The organism is uncultured Polaribacter sp. (assembly GCF_947495205.1).
In the GTDB taxonomy this organism is placed as follows: domain Bacteria; phylum Bacteroidota; class Bacteroidia; order Flavobacteriales; family Flavobacteriaceae; genus Polaribacter.
On sequence record NZ_CANLXV010000011.1, the window covers coordinates 15,727 to 30,494 of the forward strand.

A 14,768-nucleotide genomic window follows, 5' to 3' on the forward strand; every position below is an offset into this window, starting at 1 on the left:
CGCGCCCTTTTTAGGAACGCCCAAAATATAAAACTACTATTCTTTAAACCAACTGGAATATTTTACATAATTATTGGCAATTCTATCAATTTCACCAGAAATTAATTCTTTAGAAATAGCTTTTACTTTTTTGGCAGGTACACCAGCATAAATACTACCACTTTCTACATGTGTATTTTTGGTAACTACTGCACCAGCTGCAATAATTGAATTAGATTCCACTATACAATCGTCCATAATAATACTGCCCATTCCAACCAAAACATTATCATGAATTGTGCAACCGTGTACAATGGCATTGTGCCCAATAGAAACATTATTGCCAATTGTAGTTGGCGATTTTTGATACGTAGCATGAATAACAGCACCGTCTTGAATGTTTACTTTATTGCCAATTTTTATAAAATGTACATCGCCACGAATTACAGCATTGTACCAAATAGAGCATTCTTTTCCTAAAGAAACTTCGCCTAAAATAGTAGCGTTTTCTGCCACAAAACAGTCTTCTGGTATTTGTGGTTGTTTACCGTTTACAGGTTTAATAATTGGCATAATTTAATATTTAAAGTTTGTTTTAAGTTGTAAATATAAAAAGAACCATGCAACCACATAAACACAATACAAAACATAGTTTTACAGAGAAATTTTACACAAGAGTATTTCTTCCTTTTGGGAAGATTAAGATGGGAAAAACAGGAGTATTTTAACAAATCATCATGACTTTACCACAAAGACACATTACAAAACATAGTTTTACAGAGAAATTTCACACAAGAGTATTTCTTCCCTTTGGGAAGATTAAGATGGGATTTTAGAAGAATTAAAGTGGGATTTTATTTAAAATAAGACAATAAATTACTTTTTTGAGAAGCAGAAACTAAAATTTCCTTTCCGTTAGAAACCACAACACTGCCGCCTTTGCCTTTTTTGTATTTGGTTATGGCGTTTACATTTACCAAATAAGATTTATGTATTCTGGCGAACGTATATTCTTTCAACGCAAGCTCAAAATATTTTAGCGTTTTGCTTACTAATTTCTTAGAATTCGCTAAGTGTATTTCCGTGTAATTATCATCTGCTTTGCAAAAAACAATATCGTTAACGTCTAAAATCTCAAAACCATCTTGTTGTGGAATTGTAATTTTACCATTAGCAGTATTTGCGTTTGGTTTTAAAATTTTATGTTCTAATTCCTGCTCTTTTTCTTTAATTTCTGTAACAATATTTACTGCTTTAATAAGTTCGTCTATAGAAATGGGTTTTAGTAGGTAATAACTAGCATCATTATTTAAAGCCTCAATTGCATAATGGTCGTAAGCGGTTACAAAAATGGTTTCAAAAGTTCTGTTTCCTACCTTTTCTAACAAATCAAAAGCATTGCCAAAAGGCATTTCTACATCTAAAAAAACCAAATCTAAATCGTGTTTTTTTATGAGTTGTAAACCTTCTGCTATATGTTCTGCTTCCCCTAAAAGTTGCACATTGGGGCAATATTTTTGTAAATAATTACGCAAAATATCTCTACTAATTTGTTCATCTTCTACAATAATTGCTTTTAGTTTCATGCTTTTTAATTTTTATTAGAAGCTATTTCGCGCTTTCGCCACTCGCTTTGCACAAAAAAGTGCAAGAGCTCAAACAAAGGCTCAATCCCGGCTAAACTTGTTTGCCTGCTATTTGCTTTTTAAAAGTAAAGTTATTTTTGTGCCTTCGCCATTGTCTAAAAGATTGGTAACATTTACCTTAATTCTATCTTTATACATGTCATTTAAAATAGCAATTCTTTTTTTTATGGTACTCATTCCTTTAGATTTTTGTTTGAGCTGATTGTTGGTTTTTAAAGCCAGAGATTTTGCTCTTCCAATACCATCATCTGTAATAGAAATTAGTAAAGTTTCCGTGTCTTTTTGCTGAATGGAAATTTCTAAATTCCCTATTTCTTTTCGGTATCTTAAACCATGCCAAATGGCATTTTCTATATAAGGTTGCAACAACATTGGCGGAATTTCAAATTTTTCTAAAGCAATAGTTTCTTCAACATTTATGGTATAGTTAAATTTATTTTTAAAACGGTTGTGCTCTAACTTTACATACAACTCTAGCAGCTCAATTTCTTTAGTTAAGGGTATAAAATCTTCATCAGAATTTTCTAAAACAGCACGCATTAAAACAGAAAATTCACTTAAATATCGGTTTGCATTTCTCTCATCATTGGTGGCTATAAAACTGTTTACAGAGTTTAAAGCATTAAATATAAAATGCGGATTCATTTGTGAGCGCATAGATTTTAAAGCCAATAAATTATTGGTTAATTTCTGCTTTTTATTGTTGCGATACATAAACCAAGAAAACAAAATTAACAAACTAACTACAGTAATTAAAGCGCCAATAATTTTTTTTTGGTTCAATTTATTTGCTTCACTTAACTTTTGATTGGTTTCTAAAATAGCCCTGTCTTTTTCTAAACTTGCAATTCTATTTTGGTTGTCTGCAATTTTCTTAGAAAACCGTTTTACTTGGTGTATTTCTTGTTCTTTTCTAATGTACAAAGAATCTACTAACGTTACATATTTTTGGTAATTTTCTAAAGCTTTGTCATATGCTCCTAAGTTTTCAAAAACTTCAGATATTTTTTTTGTGGCGTCTTTTTCAATTACAATATCTTTACTTTTTTCTGCGGCGCTAATGCTCTTTTCAAAATAAGGTATTGCTTCTTTATATTGTTCTTTTAAAAGATAAGCATTCCCAATTTTGTAATTTATTTTTTGCGTGGTTATAGAATCTTCTAAATTTATGGCAGCTTCAGAAACCTTTTTTTTGTTTGTTTTTAAGAGACTTTGCTTTCTTAAGGCAATTTCTTTATCGTATTCTTTATTGGTGTTTAAAAAGTCGGCTACTTTTTCTTCTTCTTGTAAAACCCTGTTTTTACTTTCTTTTGCAGCAAAATTTAAAGTGTTATTAAATTGATTTTTAGCAAGGTCAATATTTCCTTCCGCAGAAAAAACAGTGGCTAGTTTAGAACTAATGTCTGTAATTTTTGGATTTATTTTGTGTTTTTTAGCTAAAGAAAAAGCTTTGTTGTAGTTGGCTTTGGCGTAATTGTAGTTTTTGGTTTTAAAGCCAATATCACCTAAACCTTCCAATACAATTATTTTGTTAATTTGGGTTAGTTTTTTATCTAAAACTGCCAAATAGCTTACTTTACTATTGGCATAGTCTTTTAATAAAAATTGTGCTTTTGCAATAAGAATTTCAGTGGCTGTATTTGCTGCAATTTGATTGCTTAATTTGTAGTTGTAAACCGCTAAATCATACTGTTTCCAAAATAAATAAATGTCTGCTAGGGTTTTGTAAGAAGTGGCATTTCTTTTTTTGGTTTTATCTGTTTGAATCGCTTTTTCTACAAAAGCTAAACTCTTTTCAATATTTTTAGTTTTGTAGAATTTAGCAGAATCTAAATGTTGTAGATATACATCTGTTTGTGGTAAATTTTTGGATTTAGCAGCATTTTTTTCTGGGAAATTTTCTACTTCAATGCGTATTTCTTCATTAGATTTTATGGTATAAAATACGGTTTCAAAATCTGGGTGAGATACAATTAACTCATCATTTATACTTGCGTTTACCTTGTAAAAACCATTAATTTCTGAATAATAAAAATTTTTACCATTAACTGCCACTTCTGCATTTTTAATTGGAGTTTTGGTGGCTTTAGCGGTTATAATAACTTCAATAAAAAAATTGTTGTTGTTTGTAAAACTACTATTTGTTTGAGCTAAACAAATAGTTTGTAGCAGCAGAAAAAAGAATTTTATGTATTTTTTCAATGGAATATTTACCTTTTATTTTTGTAAACATACACACAAAAAAGGAGCTATAAAAACCGATTTTTAGAATTTAGAGATCTTAAAAAGGCTTTTTTGGCGCTTTCACTAATTTTTTGGAAGGTTTTACTCATTTAAAAACTAGTTTTACGAAATATGCTTTTTTTTAGAAGTAAAAATCATTTTAAGCTGAAACATATTTTATAAACTTATTCAATTGAGATATGGTTTATTTCTTCGTATAAATTAAAAGCTTTTCGCCTATACTTATATTGTTGCTCACTAAATTGTTTATTTCTTTTAATAATGGAACAGAAATACCATATCTTCTTGAAATAGCATAAAGTGTTTCTCCTCTTTGCACTGTATGATAGTTGTTTTTAGGATTTTCTTTTGCAATACGTTTTGTAGAAGTGTTGGTTTTATTAAGTTTTTGAAGCGCGTTGTTGTAAGTTCCTTTTTTAACATTATCAAACTGGTATAGCTTGTAATCTTCTATTATTTTTAAAAGTTTTATAGGATACTTTTTATCTGTAGCATAACCTGCTTTTTTTAAACCAAAAGCCCATTTTTTGTAGTCTGTAGTTTTGTAATCAAACAAAAAAGCATAGCGTTTTCTTTGCGTTAAAAATAAAGAATGATCTTTATAGGAAGTTTCTGGGTAAACATATTTTCTAAAACATTCTCCTTTTTCATCATCATCATGATAAACACGTTCTCCTTGCCAAGATGTATGGCATTTTATACCAAAATGATTGTTAGATTTTAAGGCCAATTCGCTTTTGCCTTTTCCAGATTCTAAAATTCCTTGAGCTAAGGTAATGCTTGCAGGTATTTTATAATTGTGCATTTCTCTTACGGCAATTGGCGCGAATTCTCTAATGTATGCTAAGGTAACTTTATTAAGTCTGTTGTTGTTTTTTACAAGTTTTTTGGTAATTTCAATTTCATTAACAGAAGGTAAGTTTTCTGGCTGAGGTTCTGCAATTACAATTCCTGGGTTTTTTGTTTTTACAAGCTCTTTTTTAGCTCCACAACTTACTAAAAATAAAAAAAATAGAATATAAATGATACTTTTTAATTTCATAAAACATTAATTTTTTGTTGGTTTTTTTGTGCTAGTTTTTTATTAAAACCAATTATTCCTTGAATACCACCTGTGTGAATTGCTAGTATTTTTGTCCCTTTTTTAAACGTATCATTTTTTACCATTTCTAAAATTCCATAAAGCATTTTACCAGTGTAAATAGGATCTAATAAAATACCAGTTTGTGCTTTAAATTCATTGATAAAACAAATAAGATTTTCGTTATATTTTGCATATCCTCCAAAATGATAATCGGCAGTTAACGTCCAATTTGTTTTGGTTGTAAATTTTGCAATCTCATCTTTTAAAAAACTACCTTTTAAAGCAGGAAAACCTATTGTTTTTTGATTGTTTTGAGATGCATTTATTAAACCAGCAATGGTGCCACCAGTGCCAATTGCACTACAAATATAATTGAAATCTGTATCTTGTTTTGTTAAAATTTCTTCACAACCTTCAATTGCTAAACAATTTGTACCACCTTCTGGAATTAAATAAAAATCGCCATATTTATTTTTCATTTTTTCTATAAAACCAAATGTGTTTTTTTGCCTGTACACAGTTCTGCTTACAAATTCAAATTTCATTCCGTTTTTATACGCTTCATTTAAAGTTGCGTTGTTTGCTATGGTTTCTTTTAGGTTTTTACCCAATTCATCTCCTCTTATAATACCAACAGTGGTAAAACCTTCCATTTTACCTGCAACTGCTGTGGCAACAATATGGTTAGAAAAAGCGCCACCAAAAGTTAGGATTACTTTTTTCTTTAGTTTTTTAGCTTCTTTTAAATTGTATTTTAGTTTTCTAAACTTATTTCCAGAAACAAACGGGTGTATTAAATCTTCTCTTTTAATATAAAGTGCTACCTTTTTTTCTTTTAAGATGGGCAGTTGAATTTCCTGGTTTTTAGCAACAAAATTTTGATCGAAAAAACTGTTTTGAGATATATGCAATGTTGAAAAGTATTTGAGCAAAAGTACAGAAAGCATTTCTTATACTTGGTAATTCTTTTTTAAGTATTTTTAATTAATGCTAATAGTATACTTAAAAGGTAAAAGACTAGCCTAAGTTCCTGCTGTTCAAAATATAAGTTTTAAATTATGTAAAAACAGGATTCCTATTGATTTAAATTCGGAAATTTTAAAATTGCAAACTGTTTTTTATTCTAAAGATGCTAAAAAACAAAGTTATTTATACAAGTCTTATTATAAAATTAGTAATGTAAAATATGCAGCTGTGTTAAAAGGTGATGTTTGGTCTGTTTATTTTGAAGATAACTTTAAAATAGGCTAACATCCTGTTTTTATGAGGTTTTGTTAACTATTTAACAATACATACCCATATTTTTATTCACAGAATTGCGTAAATTTGAAAAAACTCTTTTTAAATTCATCTTATGAAATTTTATTTTTTGTTATTACTGGTTTTTTTATCAATAAAAGTAAGTGCGCAAACTCCGCCAAAGGCGAGTCCTCTTTTTAACAACTCTATAGTTGCTACTGCAATAGATTTTATAAAAACATCAGATACAGATGCTTTGTTAAATGTTCAGTTTATAGGGCAAGAAAGTAAGGAAATGCCAGATAGTAGAAATGATATTTTGTTTGATAACAATACGTTTGTTTTTAAGGCCAATTTTTCTGACAATACAACTATAGAAATTTGGTGTCATAGTTCTTTTGGCACTAGTGCTGCAGCAAAAGAATATGCAGATAAATTGGCGCCTAGACTTGGTAAATTACCAGATTTTATGAGGAATAACGTAAACCATGTTGTTGTGCATAAAGGCGATGAAGGCGCATTTGCAGAAAGTGAAGCCAATTTTTTTGTGTTGTATTCTGATAATATGGATGTAAGAATAGAAAACAACGATTTAGAAGAAACTGTTTTTCATGAAGCAGTGCACGCCTCTTTAGATTTGCTTCATCTTAATAAAACTGGTTGGGTAAATGCACAAACAAAAGATGGTAATTTTATTACCAATTATGCATCAGAAAATGTTTTTCAAGAAGATTTTGCAGAAACAATGCTTTTTGTATACACCATGGTAAAACATCCTAAAAGATTGACTGAAAATTTAGAAGATTGGATAAACACACATTTACCCAATCGTTACAATTACATCACAGAAAATGTATTGCCTAGAACACTTTCTGTAAATAATTTTTCTGCAGATGCAGGTGTAAGTGTATTAGATATTTATCCTAATCCTAGTGATAAAGAAATACAAGTAGTGTTACAAAATAGTATAAACCAAAAAGAACAAATACATATTTATACCCTTACAGGAAAGCTTGTAAAATCTATTAAAATATTTAGAGAAAATAATAAGATAGATGTTTCTAGTTTAAGCACAGGCGTTTATTATGTGCATGTAAAAGGTTATAAATTGGCAAAACTTCTTAAAAAATAGGTTTATTCTAAACATTTTATGGAAGATATTAAAAAACAACTTTCCTTCTTAAAACCAGCTTTGGTTGCTGTGTTGTTAGAGAATAGTACTTTAGCTAATTTTGAAAAAGGTACAAAAATTTTAAGGTTTGAGCAATATGTAAAGGTTTTACCTATAGTTATAAGTGGTTTGGTAAAAGTTTTTGCAAAGTTTGAAGAAAAAGAGTTGCTTTTGTATTACATACAACCCAACCAAAGTTGCGTAATGTCTTTTACGGCTGGTTTAAAAAATAGTACCAGTAAAATTTTTGCAGTTACAGAAGAGGAATCTAAAATTTTATTAATTCCTTTTCAAAAAATTCCGCAACTTTTAAAAGAGTATCCAGAATTTAATAATTTGTTTTATGCAGAATATGATTTAAGATATTCTGATTTATTAGGAACTTTAGAAGATGTTTTGGTAAATAAATTGGATAAAAGATTGATAGATTATCTTACCAATAAAGCAAAATTTACCAATACAAAACAATTAAAATTAACGCATTTAGAAATTGCTAAAGAGTTGGGTACTTCTAGAGAAGTAGTAAGTAGAGTAATTAAAAAATTAGAAAACGAAGGGTTTTTATCTCAAAAAAACAAAGTAATATATTTACACGCATAGTGACTTTAGTCACTGCACAGTTCTTTTTTTTGAAATACTTTTGTGTTAGTAAAGTTGCTGTTTAGCAATCTTTCTAAAATTTAATATTCATTTTAAAAATAAAGAATCATGAAAAAAAACGTAGGAAATCCAGATAGAATTATTAGAGCAATTCTTGCAATTGTATTAGCTGTATTATATTTTACAGGAGTTACAGAAGGTACATTAGGTTTAGTATTGGTAATTGCAGGAGGTGTATTTTTAGCTACAAGTTTTGTTAGTTTTTGCCCTATTTATGCAATTTTAGGTAAAAGCACTTGTGCTATAAAAAAGTAAGCATAAAAAAAGCAGTTAATTTTTTAATTCACTGCTTTTTTTATTTTAAGAAAAATTGCTAATTTCTGCTTCAATTTGTTCCCAATTTTCCATTAAAGAATCTACTTTTGCTTTTTTAGCTTTGTATTTTTCAAAAAAGTTAGGTCTAGCAGAAACTTCATCATAATTATTAGCTAGTTCTAAATCTATTTTTTCTATTTCTTTTTCTAAATCGGCAATTTCTGTTTCTATATTAGAAAGCTTATTGTTTAGTTTTTTTAATTGTTTTTCTTGATCTCTAGACAATTGTTGCGCTTCTTTTTTAGAGGAATCTTTAGCAACTTTTACAACGGTTTTCTTTTCTGCATCGCGTAAACTTTCCATTTTGTGTTGCTCTAAGAAATAATCAATATCACCTAAATACTCTTTAATTTCTTTGTCTTTAAAGCCATAAACTGTTGTAGTTAAGCCTTGTAAAAATTCTCTATCATGAGAAACTACAATTAAGGTTCCGTTAAAGTTATTTAACGCTTCTTTTAAAACAGTTTTAGAGGCAATATCTAAGTGGTTTGTGGGCTCATCCATTATTAAAACGTTAAACGGTTGTAATAATAATTTACACAATGCCAAACGATTACGTTCTCCTCCAGAAAGTACTTTTGCTTTTTTATCTACAGCATCTCCACCAAATAAGAAAGAACCCAACATGTCTCTAACGCGCATTCTATTGGTGTCTGTTGCAGCGTCTTCCATAATTTCTAAGACGGTTTTTTCTGGTGGCAAATGCTCAGATTGGTTTTGTGCAAAATAACCAACTTCTACATTATGTCCCAATTTTAAATGGCCTTCAAACGGAATTTCGCCAACCATCATTTTTGCTAAAGTAGATTTTCCTTGACCATTTTGACCAACAAAAGCAATTTTACTGTTTCTTTCAATTAATAAATCAACACCATCTAAAACGTGTTTTTCGCCATAACTTTTAGATAAATCTTCTGCTTCAACAATAATTTTACCAGGTTCTTTAGAAATAGCAAACCGCACATTCATTGCCTGATTATCATCTTGATCTACTTCAATTAATTCAACTTTATCTAGCTGTTTCATTAAAGATTGTGCCATAGAAGCTTTACTTGCTTTGGCTTTAAACTTGTCAATTAATAATTTTTTCTGACGAATTTCTTTTTCCTGATTTTTTTGCGCTTGTAATTGTTTTTCTTTGATTTCTCCTCTTAATAATAAGAATTGCGAGTAAGGTTTTTTATAGTCGTAAATTTGTCCTAAAGAAATTTCTATGGTTCTGTTGGTTACGTTGTCTAAAAACATTTTATCGTGAGAAACTAATACAATTGCGCCCGCGTAAGACTTTAAAAAGTTTTCTAACCATATAATAGATTCAATATCTAAGTGGTTTGTTGGCTCATCTAAAAGCAGAATGTCATTATTTTGTAATAACAGTTTTGCTAGTTCTATTCGCATTCTCCATCCTCCAGAAAAAGTATCGGTTAATTTGTTAAAATCTTCTCTTTGAAAACCTAAACCTTGTAATATTTTTTCGGTATCTCCTTGGTAATTGTAACCTCCTAAAAGTTCGTAACGTTCTTGTTTGTCTGTTAATTCTTGAATTAATTCTGTATAAGAATCGCTTTCGTAATCTGTTCTAGTTGTAAGTTGATTGTTAATGGCGTCTAACTCTAATTCTATGGCTTTTATTTCTTCAAAAGCTTGGTAAGCCTCTTCTAAAATAGTTCTTCCTTCTACAAAATCTATGTCTTGTCTTAAAAAACCCATTCTAATATCTTTATCAAAAGCCATAGTACCACCACTGGTTTCTATGTCTTTAGAAAGTACTTTTAAAAGTGTAGATTTTCCGGCTCCATTTTTACCAATCAAACCAATTCTATCTCCTTTATTTAGTTTAAAGGTAATTCCTGAAAATAAATCAGTTCCCATAAAGGAAACTGATAAATTATGAACGTTTAACATATATTAATCGTTTATTTTTTTATAAATTTTAAAGACTGTCTTCCTGTATTGTTATGAAAATTTAAAATATAAATTCCCGAAGAAAGATGAGTTACATCAAATGAATACTCTTTTTTAATGCTAGAAAGATTTACAATTTGATCTTTCATTAATTTTTTTATAAACTTTCCCTTAACATCATATAGCTCTATAACCATATTATCTGATCCTTTATAAGCTATGCTAAAAGCCAATTTATTTTTTACAGGGTTTTCTGATAATTTTATGGATAATGGTATTCTGCTTTTTCCAATGTCTTCTGTAGCTAAGGTTTCATTAGTGTATTTGTAAATTGTTGTACCCGCTGCAAATGCAGTATTGTTGTTTATTACAAAAACTCGGTTTAAATTTCCACCAATATTTGTGTTTATCCAGGTATCTCCGCCGTCTTTCGTTTCAAGAATTCCTAATTCAGAACCTCCCATAAAACCATGTGTTTCAGAAATAAAACCAACAGCTTGTATATCTGCACCAGGTACGTTTTTTTCTTCCCAATTTTGGCCAGCATTAAAAGATTTTATTAATTTCCCAGGATTTGCAGTTGCTTGTTGAACGGCGCCAAAGATAGTGTTGTTGTCAGAACCTTGTAATATTTGAAGTTTCCAAACGTATTCGCCTTTAATGCCAGAATTGTAAATTTCTGTCCACGTAATACCACCGTCTGTAGTTTTAATAATAATACCTCCATTTGCATTTTTACCAGAAGCATAACCAATATTTTCGTCTACAAATACAACTTCAACTAAAGCAGTTGCATGGGCAGACATGTCTGTAGAGGTCCAAGTTACTCCACTATCTGTAGATTTTATAAGCATTGCAGGTTCAAAAAATACACCAACTCCATAAACTGTAGTTTCGCCTATGGTTTCAATACCACATATTCCAGCAGGATTTGGAGTAATACCTGTAACTTCAGACCAAGAAGTACCACCATCTAATGTTTTAAAAAACTTACCTTGAAACGTACCTAAGAAACCAATTTTTTCATTTAAAAATTCTATATTTCTAAAATATAGCCCAGTACCAATATCAGTGCCGTCTATTTGCTTAATCCAATTTAAACCACCATCTGTTGTTTTGTAAACTTCGGCGTAAAATCCGTTTGCGGCCCAACCTAAGTTATCGTTTAAAAAAAATACATCATCAAATCTTTGGTTGTCTGTATTTGCTATGCTGTTAACAGATTGCCAACTAAAGTCTTGTGCTTGAGTAAACAATATATTTAAAAAGATTAAAAGAATTGTAATGTTGGCTTTATTCATTTAAATTACGTTTATAATTCTATCGAAATAATTATATTTACAAAAATATATAATTTAAAATAGGAAATGCTAAAAAAAGGAACAAAGCTATATAGTATTTTAAAAGGTAAATGTCCACAATGTAACGAAGGTGATTTTTTTAAGCACAAATTTACATTTAACCCTGCAAAAATTACAACATTACATAGCAATTGCCCAAATTGTAATTTAAAATATATGATGGAACCTTCTTTTTTTTATGGAGCCATGTATGTGAATTACGGCATTACAGTAGCGCTTTCTGTGGCTGTTTTTGTAATATCTTCTGTGTTTTTTGGTTTGGAATTGTTACAATCTTTTTTAGCGATTATAATAGCCTTAATTCTTTTAGCTCCTGTAAATTTGCGTTTGTCTAGAATTCTTTGGATTAATATGTTTGTGAGTTTTAAAAAATAATTATTGAAATCTTTTAATATCTGCAACAGGATCTAAATTTGCATTATGTTCTATGTGCTCAAATAAATTTTTAGCCATAGTTGGTGCCAACATTACACCTCTAGTACCCAAGCCATTTAAAATTGCTAAATTTTTATGTGTTTTATGCAAACCAATAAATGGTTTTCTATCTGCAGTTGCTGGCCTTATGCCTGCAGTTTGATTGATAATTGTATAAGGAACATCAATTACTTTTTTTAATTTTTCAACCAGTTCTTCTTTCCCGTCTTCAGACGGATTAGAGGTTTTGTCTTTATGATTAAAAGTAGCGCCAACTTTATAATGATTGTTTCCTAGAGGAATTAAAAATAAAGCCGATTTTAGTAAAAATTCGATATTAATTTCGGGTGCGTAAATGGTAATTAATTCTCCTTTTACTTCATCTAAGGGTAAGTAATTAAAAAACGGATTTTCCTTCATTCCAAATCCTTCACAAAAAACTACTTTTTCGCAATTAATATCTTTGTAAGTTATTTTTTCTTTAGTAATTTCTAATTGTTGATGCTCAAACTGTTCAAATCGTATTGCATTTAAATCTTCTAAATAAGTTCTGTAAGCATTTACTAGTTTTAAGGTGTCAATTCTTCCGGCTTCATTTACAATACCAAAACCAAAATTGCCAACAATACCATGCACTTTTTCATTTGCTATTTTAGCATTCATAAACTGTTTTAGTTTTGGCTTATCAGAAAGTGCAAACCAATTGTTTTGTTCTTCAATAGACTTAAAAGCTCTTTTAATTTCGAACTTTTTATCGAATTTTTGGTTTAGTTTTTTCTCTAAACCTTCATAAAAAGGCATGGCCAAGTCTAATTGTGCTGCAGCATTCCAAACCGGTGTAAAACGTCTTAATATCACAGGATTATAAACACCACCAGCTACCAAAGAAGAGGTTTGCGAGGCATCTTCAAAAACAACAAACGTTTTTTTAGCAGCAATTAATTTTTCTGCAAAAGCCAAACCTGCTAAACCTAAACCAACAATTATATAATCTACTTTCATAGCACAAAAATAATTAAGTTTTTTGTTGAAGTTAGCAATTGAACGAATAAAATAAAGACTATTTTAAGTCTTTTAAAACCAATTGAATGGATTTGTGTCCATTCCATTCATTTTCATCTAAATTATAAGCAATATCAAAATCGTTTTGTACGATTTCTAATTTATCACCCAAATTAAAACCTATAGCATTGTAGGTTTTTTGATTATCACCTTGAAAAACATTTAATTTTAAATGTGTTTTTTCTGCACCAACTTGTTTGCCATAACCATTATCTCTAACACAAGTTGTGGTAAAAGTAGGTTTCATATTCATAGGACCAAAAGGTGCCATTTGCTGAATAATTCTAAAGAATTTTGGAGTAATTTCAGAAAAATCTAAAGTAGCATCTATACTAATTTCTGGAGTTAACAATTTTTTATCTATGGTTTTAGAAACCACTTCTTCAAACTTGTTTTTAAAATTCTCATAATTTTCTGGCAATAAGGTTAAACCTGCTGCATATTTATGTCCGCCAAATTGTTCAATAAATTCTTCGCATGCTAAAAGTGCATTGTACACATCAAAACCCTTTACAGAACGGGCAGAAGCTGCTAGTTTATTGCCGCTTTTAGTAAAAACTAAGGTTGGTCTGTAATATTTTTCTATTAATCTAGAGGCAACAATGCCAATAACACCTTTATGCCAATCTTCTCTGTAAACAACAGAAGTAAATTTTTCTTCCTCTTTATGATCAATTATCTGAATTAAAGCTTCGTTAGTGATTTTTTTATCCAAATCTTTTCGATCTGCATTAAAAATTTCTATGGCTGCAGAAAATTCTACGGCCGAATCAAAATCCATTTCAGTAAGTAATTCTACAGCATAATTACCATGTTTCATTCTGCCAGCGGCATTAATTCTTGGTGCAATTATAAAAACAACATCTGTAATGGTAAGTTCTTTTTTATGCACTTGATGAATGATTGCTTTAATTCCGTTTCTAGGATTTTTATTAATTACTTGCAATCCATAATAGGCTAAAACTCTATTTTCCCCATTCATGGGTACAATATCTGCAGCAATTGCAGTAGCTACCAAATCTAAATAAGGTACAAAATGTTCTATAGATTGCTTTCTTGAAACGCCTAAAGCTTGAATTAATTTAAAACCTACACCACAACCACATAATTCATCAAAAGGATAAGTACAATCTTCTTGTTTTGCATTTAAAACAGCAGTTGCTTTTGGTATATCTTTACCGGGTTTGTGATGGTCACAAATAATAAAATCGATATTTTTTTCTTTGGCATAGGCTACTTTTTCAATAGCTTTAATACCACAATCTAACGCAATAATTAAAGAAAAATCATTGTCGTGCGCAAAATCAATGCCTATGTAAGAAATGCCATAACCTTCTGCATATCTATCTGGAATATAGGTAGCAATGTTTTTGTAAATTGTTTTTAAGTAAGAAGTAACTAAAGAAACAGCAGTAGTGCCATCTACATCATAATCACCATAAATTAAGATGTTCTCATTATTGGTTATAGCTTTTTCAATTCTTGTAACAGCCAAATCCATATCCTTCATTAAAAAGGGATCATGAATATCTTTTAAACTAGGTCTAAAATATTTTTTAGCCGCTTTAAAAGTGGTAATATTACGTTGGCAAAGAATTTTGGCAATGGTTTTGTTTACCTGTAATTCTTTTGCTAGTGCAGCTACTTCTTGTTTATTAGGTTCAGGTTTTAAAGTCCATCTCATAGTT

At 29.7% G+C, this 14,768-nt stretch carries 14 protein-coding genes; 5 read left to right on the forward strand and 9 right to left on the reverse strand.

Going from position 1 to position 14,768, the window contains the following annotated elements:
• Positions 1-36: 36 nt before the first annotated feature.
• From Q0762_RS11100 to Q0762_RS11120, 5 genes are all read right to left on the reverse strand, one after another.
• Positions 37-552, reverse strand: a complete 516-nt coding sequence (locus Q0762_RS11100) for a gamma carbonic anhydrase family protein (protein WP_298766925.1) — start codon at positions 550-552, stop codon at positions 37-39.
• A gap of 281 nt (positions 553-833) precedes the next feature.
• Entirely contained in the window at positions 834-1,565 is a 732-nt protein-coding gene (locus tag Q0762_RS11105) for a LytTR family DNA-binding domain-containing protein (RefSeq protein ID WP_298766927.1), read from the reverse strand.
• 108 nt (positions 1,566-1,673) lie between these two features.
• Positions 1,674-3,827: a histidine kinase gene (locus Q0762_RS11110; protein ID WP_298766928.1), complete on the reverse strand. Its 2,154-nt coding sequence runs from the start codon at positions 3,825-3,827 to the stop codon at positions 1,674-1,676.
• A 226-nt stretch (positions 3,828-4,053) separates the two neighbouring features.
• Positions 4,054-4,911 (reverse strand): glucosaminidase domain-containing protein, encoded by an 858-nt coding sequence (locus Q0762_RS11115; protein ID WP_298766929.1) that lies wholly within the window; start codon positions 4,909-4,911, stop codon positions 4,054-4,056.
• Entirely contained in the window at positions 4,908-5,864 is a 957-nt protein-coding gene (locus Q0762_RS11120; protein WP_298766930.1) for a 1-aminocyclopropane-1-carboxylate deaminase/D-cysteine desulfhydrase, read from the reverse strand. Before Q0762_RS11120 ends, Q0762_RS11115 begins: the two co-directional genes overlap by 4 nt.
• 193 nt (positions 5,865-6,057) lie before the next feature.
• Here Q0762_RS11120 and Q0762_RS11125 point away from each other — a divergent pair, with 193 nt between their 5' ends.
• From Q0762_RS11125 to Q0762_RS11140, 4 genes are all read left to right on the forward strand, one after another.
• Positions 6,058-6,204: a hypothetical protein gene (locus tag Q0762_RS11125; protein ID WP_298766931.1), complete on the forward strand. Its 147-nt coding sequence runs from the start codon at positions 6,058-6,060 to the stop codon at positions 6,202-6,204.
• A gap of 103 nt (positions 6,205-6,307) precedes the next feature.
• Positions 6,308-7,324, forward strand: a complete 1,017-nt coding sequence (locus tag Q0762_RS11130) for a T9SS type A sorting domain-containing protein (RefSeq protein WP_298766933.1) — start codon at positions 6,308-6,310, stop codon at positions 7,322-7,324.
• An 18-nt stretch (positions 7,325-7,342) separates the two neighbouring features.
• Positions 7,343-7,963 (forward strand): Crp/Fnr family transcriptional regulator, encoded by a 621-nt coding sequence (locus Q0762_RS11135; RefSeq protein ID WP_298766935.1) that lies wholly within the window; start codon positions 7,343-7,345, stop codon positions 7,961-7,963.
• Positions 7,964-8,071: 108 nt separating this feature from the next.
• Positions 8,072-8,278 (forward strand): DUF2892 domain-containing protein, encoded by a 207-nt coding sequence (locus Q0762_RS11140; protein WP_298766937.1) that lies wholly within the window; start codon positions 8,072-8,074, stop codon positions 8,276-8,278.
• 45 nt (positions 8,279-8,323) lie between these two features.
• On the opposite strand, the gene Q0762_RS11145 is transcribed toward Q0762_RS11140, so the two are convergent.
• On the reverse strand, positions 8,324-10,243 hold the full coding sequence (locus Q0762_RS11145) for an ATP-binding cassette domain-containing protein (protein WP_298766939.1): 1,920 nt from the start codon (positions 10,241-10,243) through the stop codon (positions 8,324-8,326).
• An 11-nt stretch (positions 10,244-10,254) separates the two neighbouring features.
• Positions 10,255-11,544: a YCF48-related protein gene (locus Q0762_RS11150; RefSeq protein WP_298766941.1), complete on the reverse strand. Its 1,290-nt coding sequence runs from the start codon at positions 11,542-11,544 to the stop codon at positions 10,255-10,257.
• Positions 11,545-11,610: 66 nt separating this feature from the next.
• Between Q0762_RS11150 and Q0762_RS11155 the strand changes: the two genes are divergently transcribed.
• Entirely contained in the window at positions 11,611-11,979 is a 369-nt protein-coding gene (locus tag Q0762_RS11155) for a DUF983 domain-containing protein (RefSeq protein ID WP_298766943.1), read from the forward strand.
• Here the strand turns inward: Q0762_RS11155 and Q0762_RS11160 are convergent, their stop codons facing one another.
• Together Q0762_RS11160 and recJ are read right to left on the reverse strand one after the other, a co-directional pair.
• Entirely contained in the window at positions 11,980-13,020 is a 1,041-nt protein-coding gene (locus tag Q0762_RS11160; RefSeq protein ID WP_298766945.1) for an FAD-dependent oxidoreductase, read from the reverse strand.
• Between the two features lie 58 nt (positions 13,021-13,078).
• Complete coding sequence (recJ, locus tag Q0762_RS11165) at positions 13,079-14,764, reverse strand: single-stranded-DNA-specific exonuclease RecJ (protein WP_298766947.1); 1,686 nt, start codon at positions 14,762-14,764, stop codon at positions 13,079-13,081.
• Between the last annotated feature and the right edge of the window lie 4 nt (positions 14,765-14,768).

What these genes read in the sequence shown, in the direction of transcription:
- Q0762_RS11100 (WP_298766925.1), bottom strand. Translation starts at nt 552, where the DNA reads ATGCCAATTATTAAACCTGTAAACGGTAAACAACCACAAATACCAGAA.
- recJ (WP_298766947.1), bottom strand. Translation starts at nt 14,764, where the DNA reads ATGAGATGGACTTTAAAACCTGAACCTAATAAACAAGAAGTAGCTGCA.
- Q0762_RS11155 (WP_298766943.1), top strand. Translation starts at nt 11,611, where the DNA reads ATGCTAAAAAAAGGAACAAAGCTATATAGTATTTTAAAAGGTAAATGT.
- Q0762_RS11130 (WP_298766933.1), top strand. Translation starts at nt 6,308, where the DNA reads ATGAAATTTTATTTTTTGTTATTACTGGTTTTTTTATCAATAAAAGTA.
- Q0762_RS11135 (WP_298766935.1), top strand. Translation starts at nt 7,343, where the DNA reads ATGGAAGATATTAAAAAACAACTTTCCTTCTTAAAACCAGCTTTGGTT.
- Q0762_RS11105 (WP_298766927.1), bottom strand. Translation starts at nt 1,565, where the DNA reads ATGAAACTAAAAGCAATTATTGTAGAAGATGAACAAATTAGTAGAGAT.
- Q0762_RS11115 (WP_298766929.1), bottom strand. Translation starts at nt 4,911, where the DNA reads ATGAAATTAAAAAGTATCATTTATATTCTATTTTTTTTATTTTTAGTA.
- Q0762_RS11150 (WP_298766941.1), bottom strand. Translation starts at nt 11,544, where the DNA reads ATGAATAAAGCCAACATTACAATTCTTTTAATCTTTTTAAATATATTG.
- Q0762_RS11145 (WP_298766939.1), bottom strand. Translation starts at nt 10,243, where the DNA reads ATGTTAAACGTTCATAATTTATCAGTTTCCTTTATGGGAACTGATTTA.
- Q0762_RS11140 (WP_298766937.1), top strand. Translation starts at nt 8,072, where the DNA reads ATGAAAAAAAACGTAGGAAATCCAGATAGAATTATTAGAGCAATTCTT.
- Q0762_RS11160 (WP_298766945.1), bottom strand. Translation starts at nt 13,020, where the DNA reads ATGAAAGTAGATTATATAATTGTTGGTTTAGGTTTAGCAGGTTTGGCT.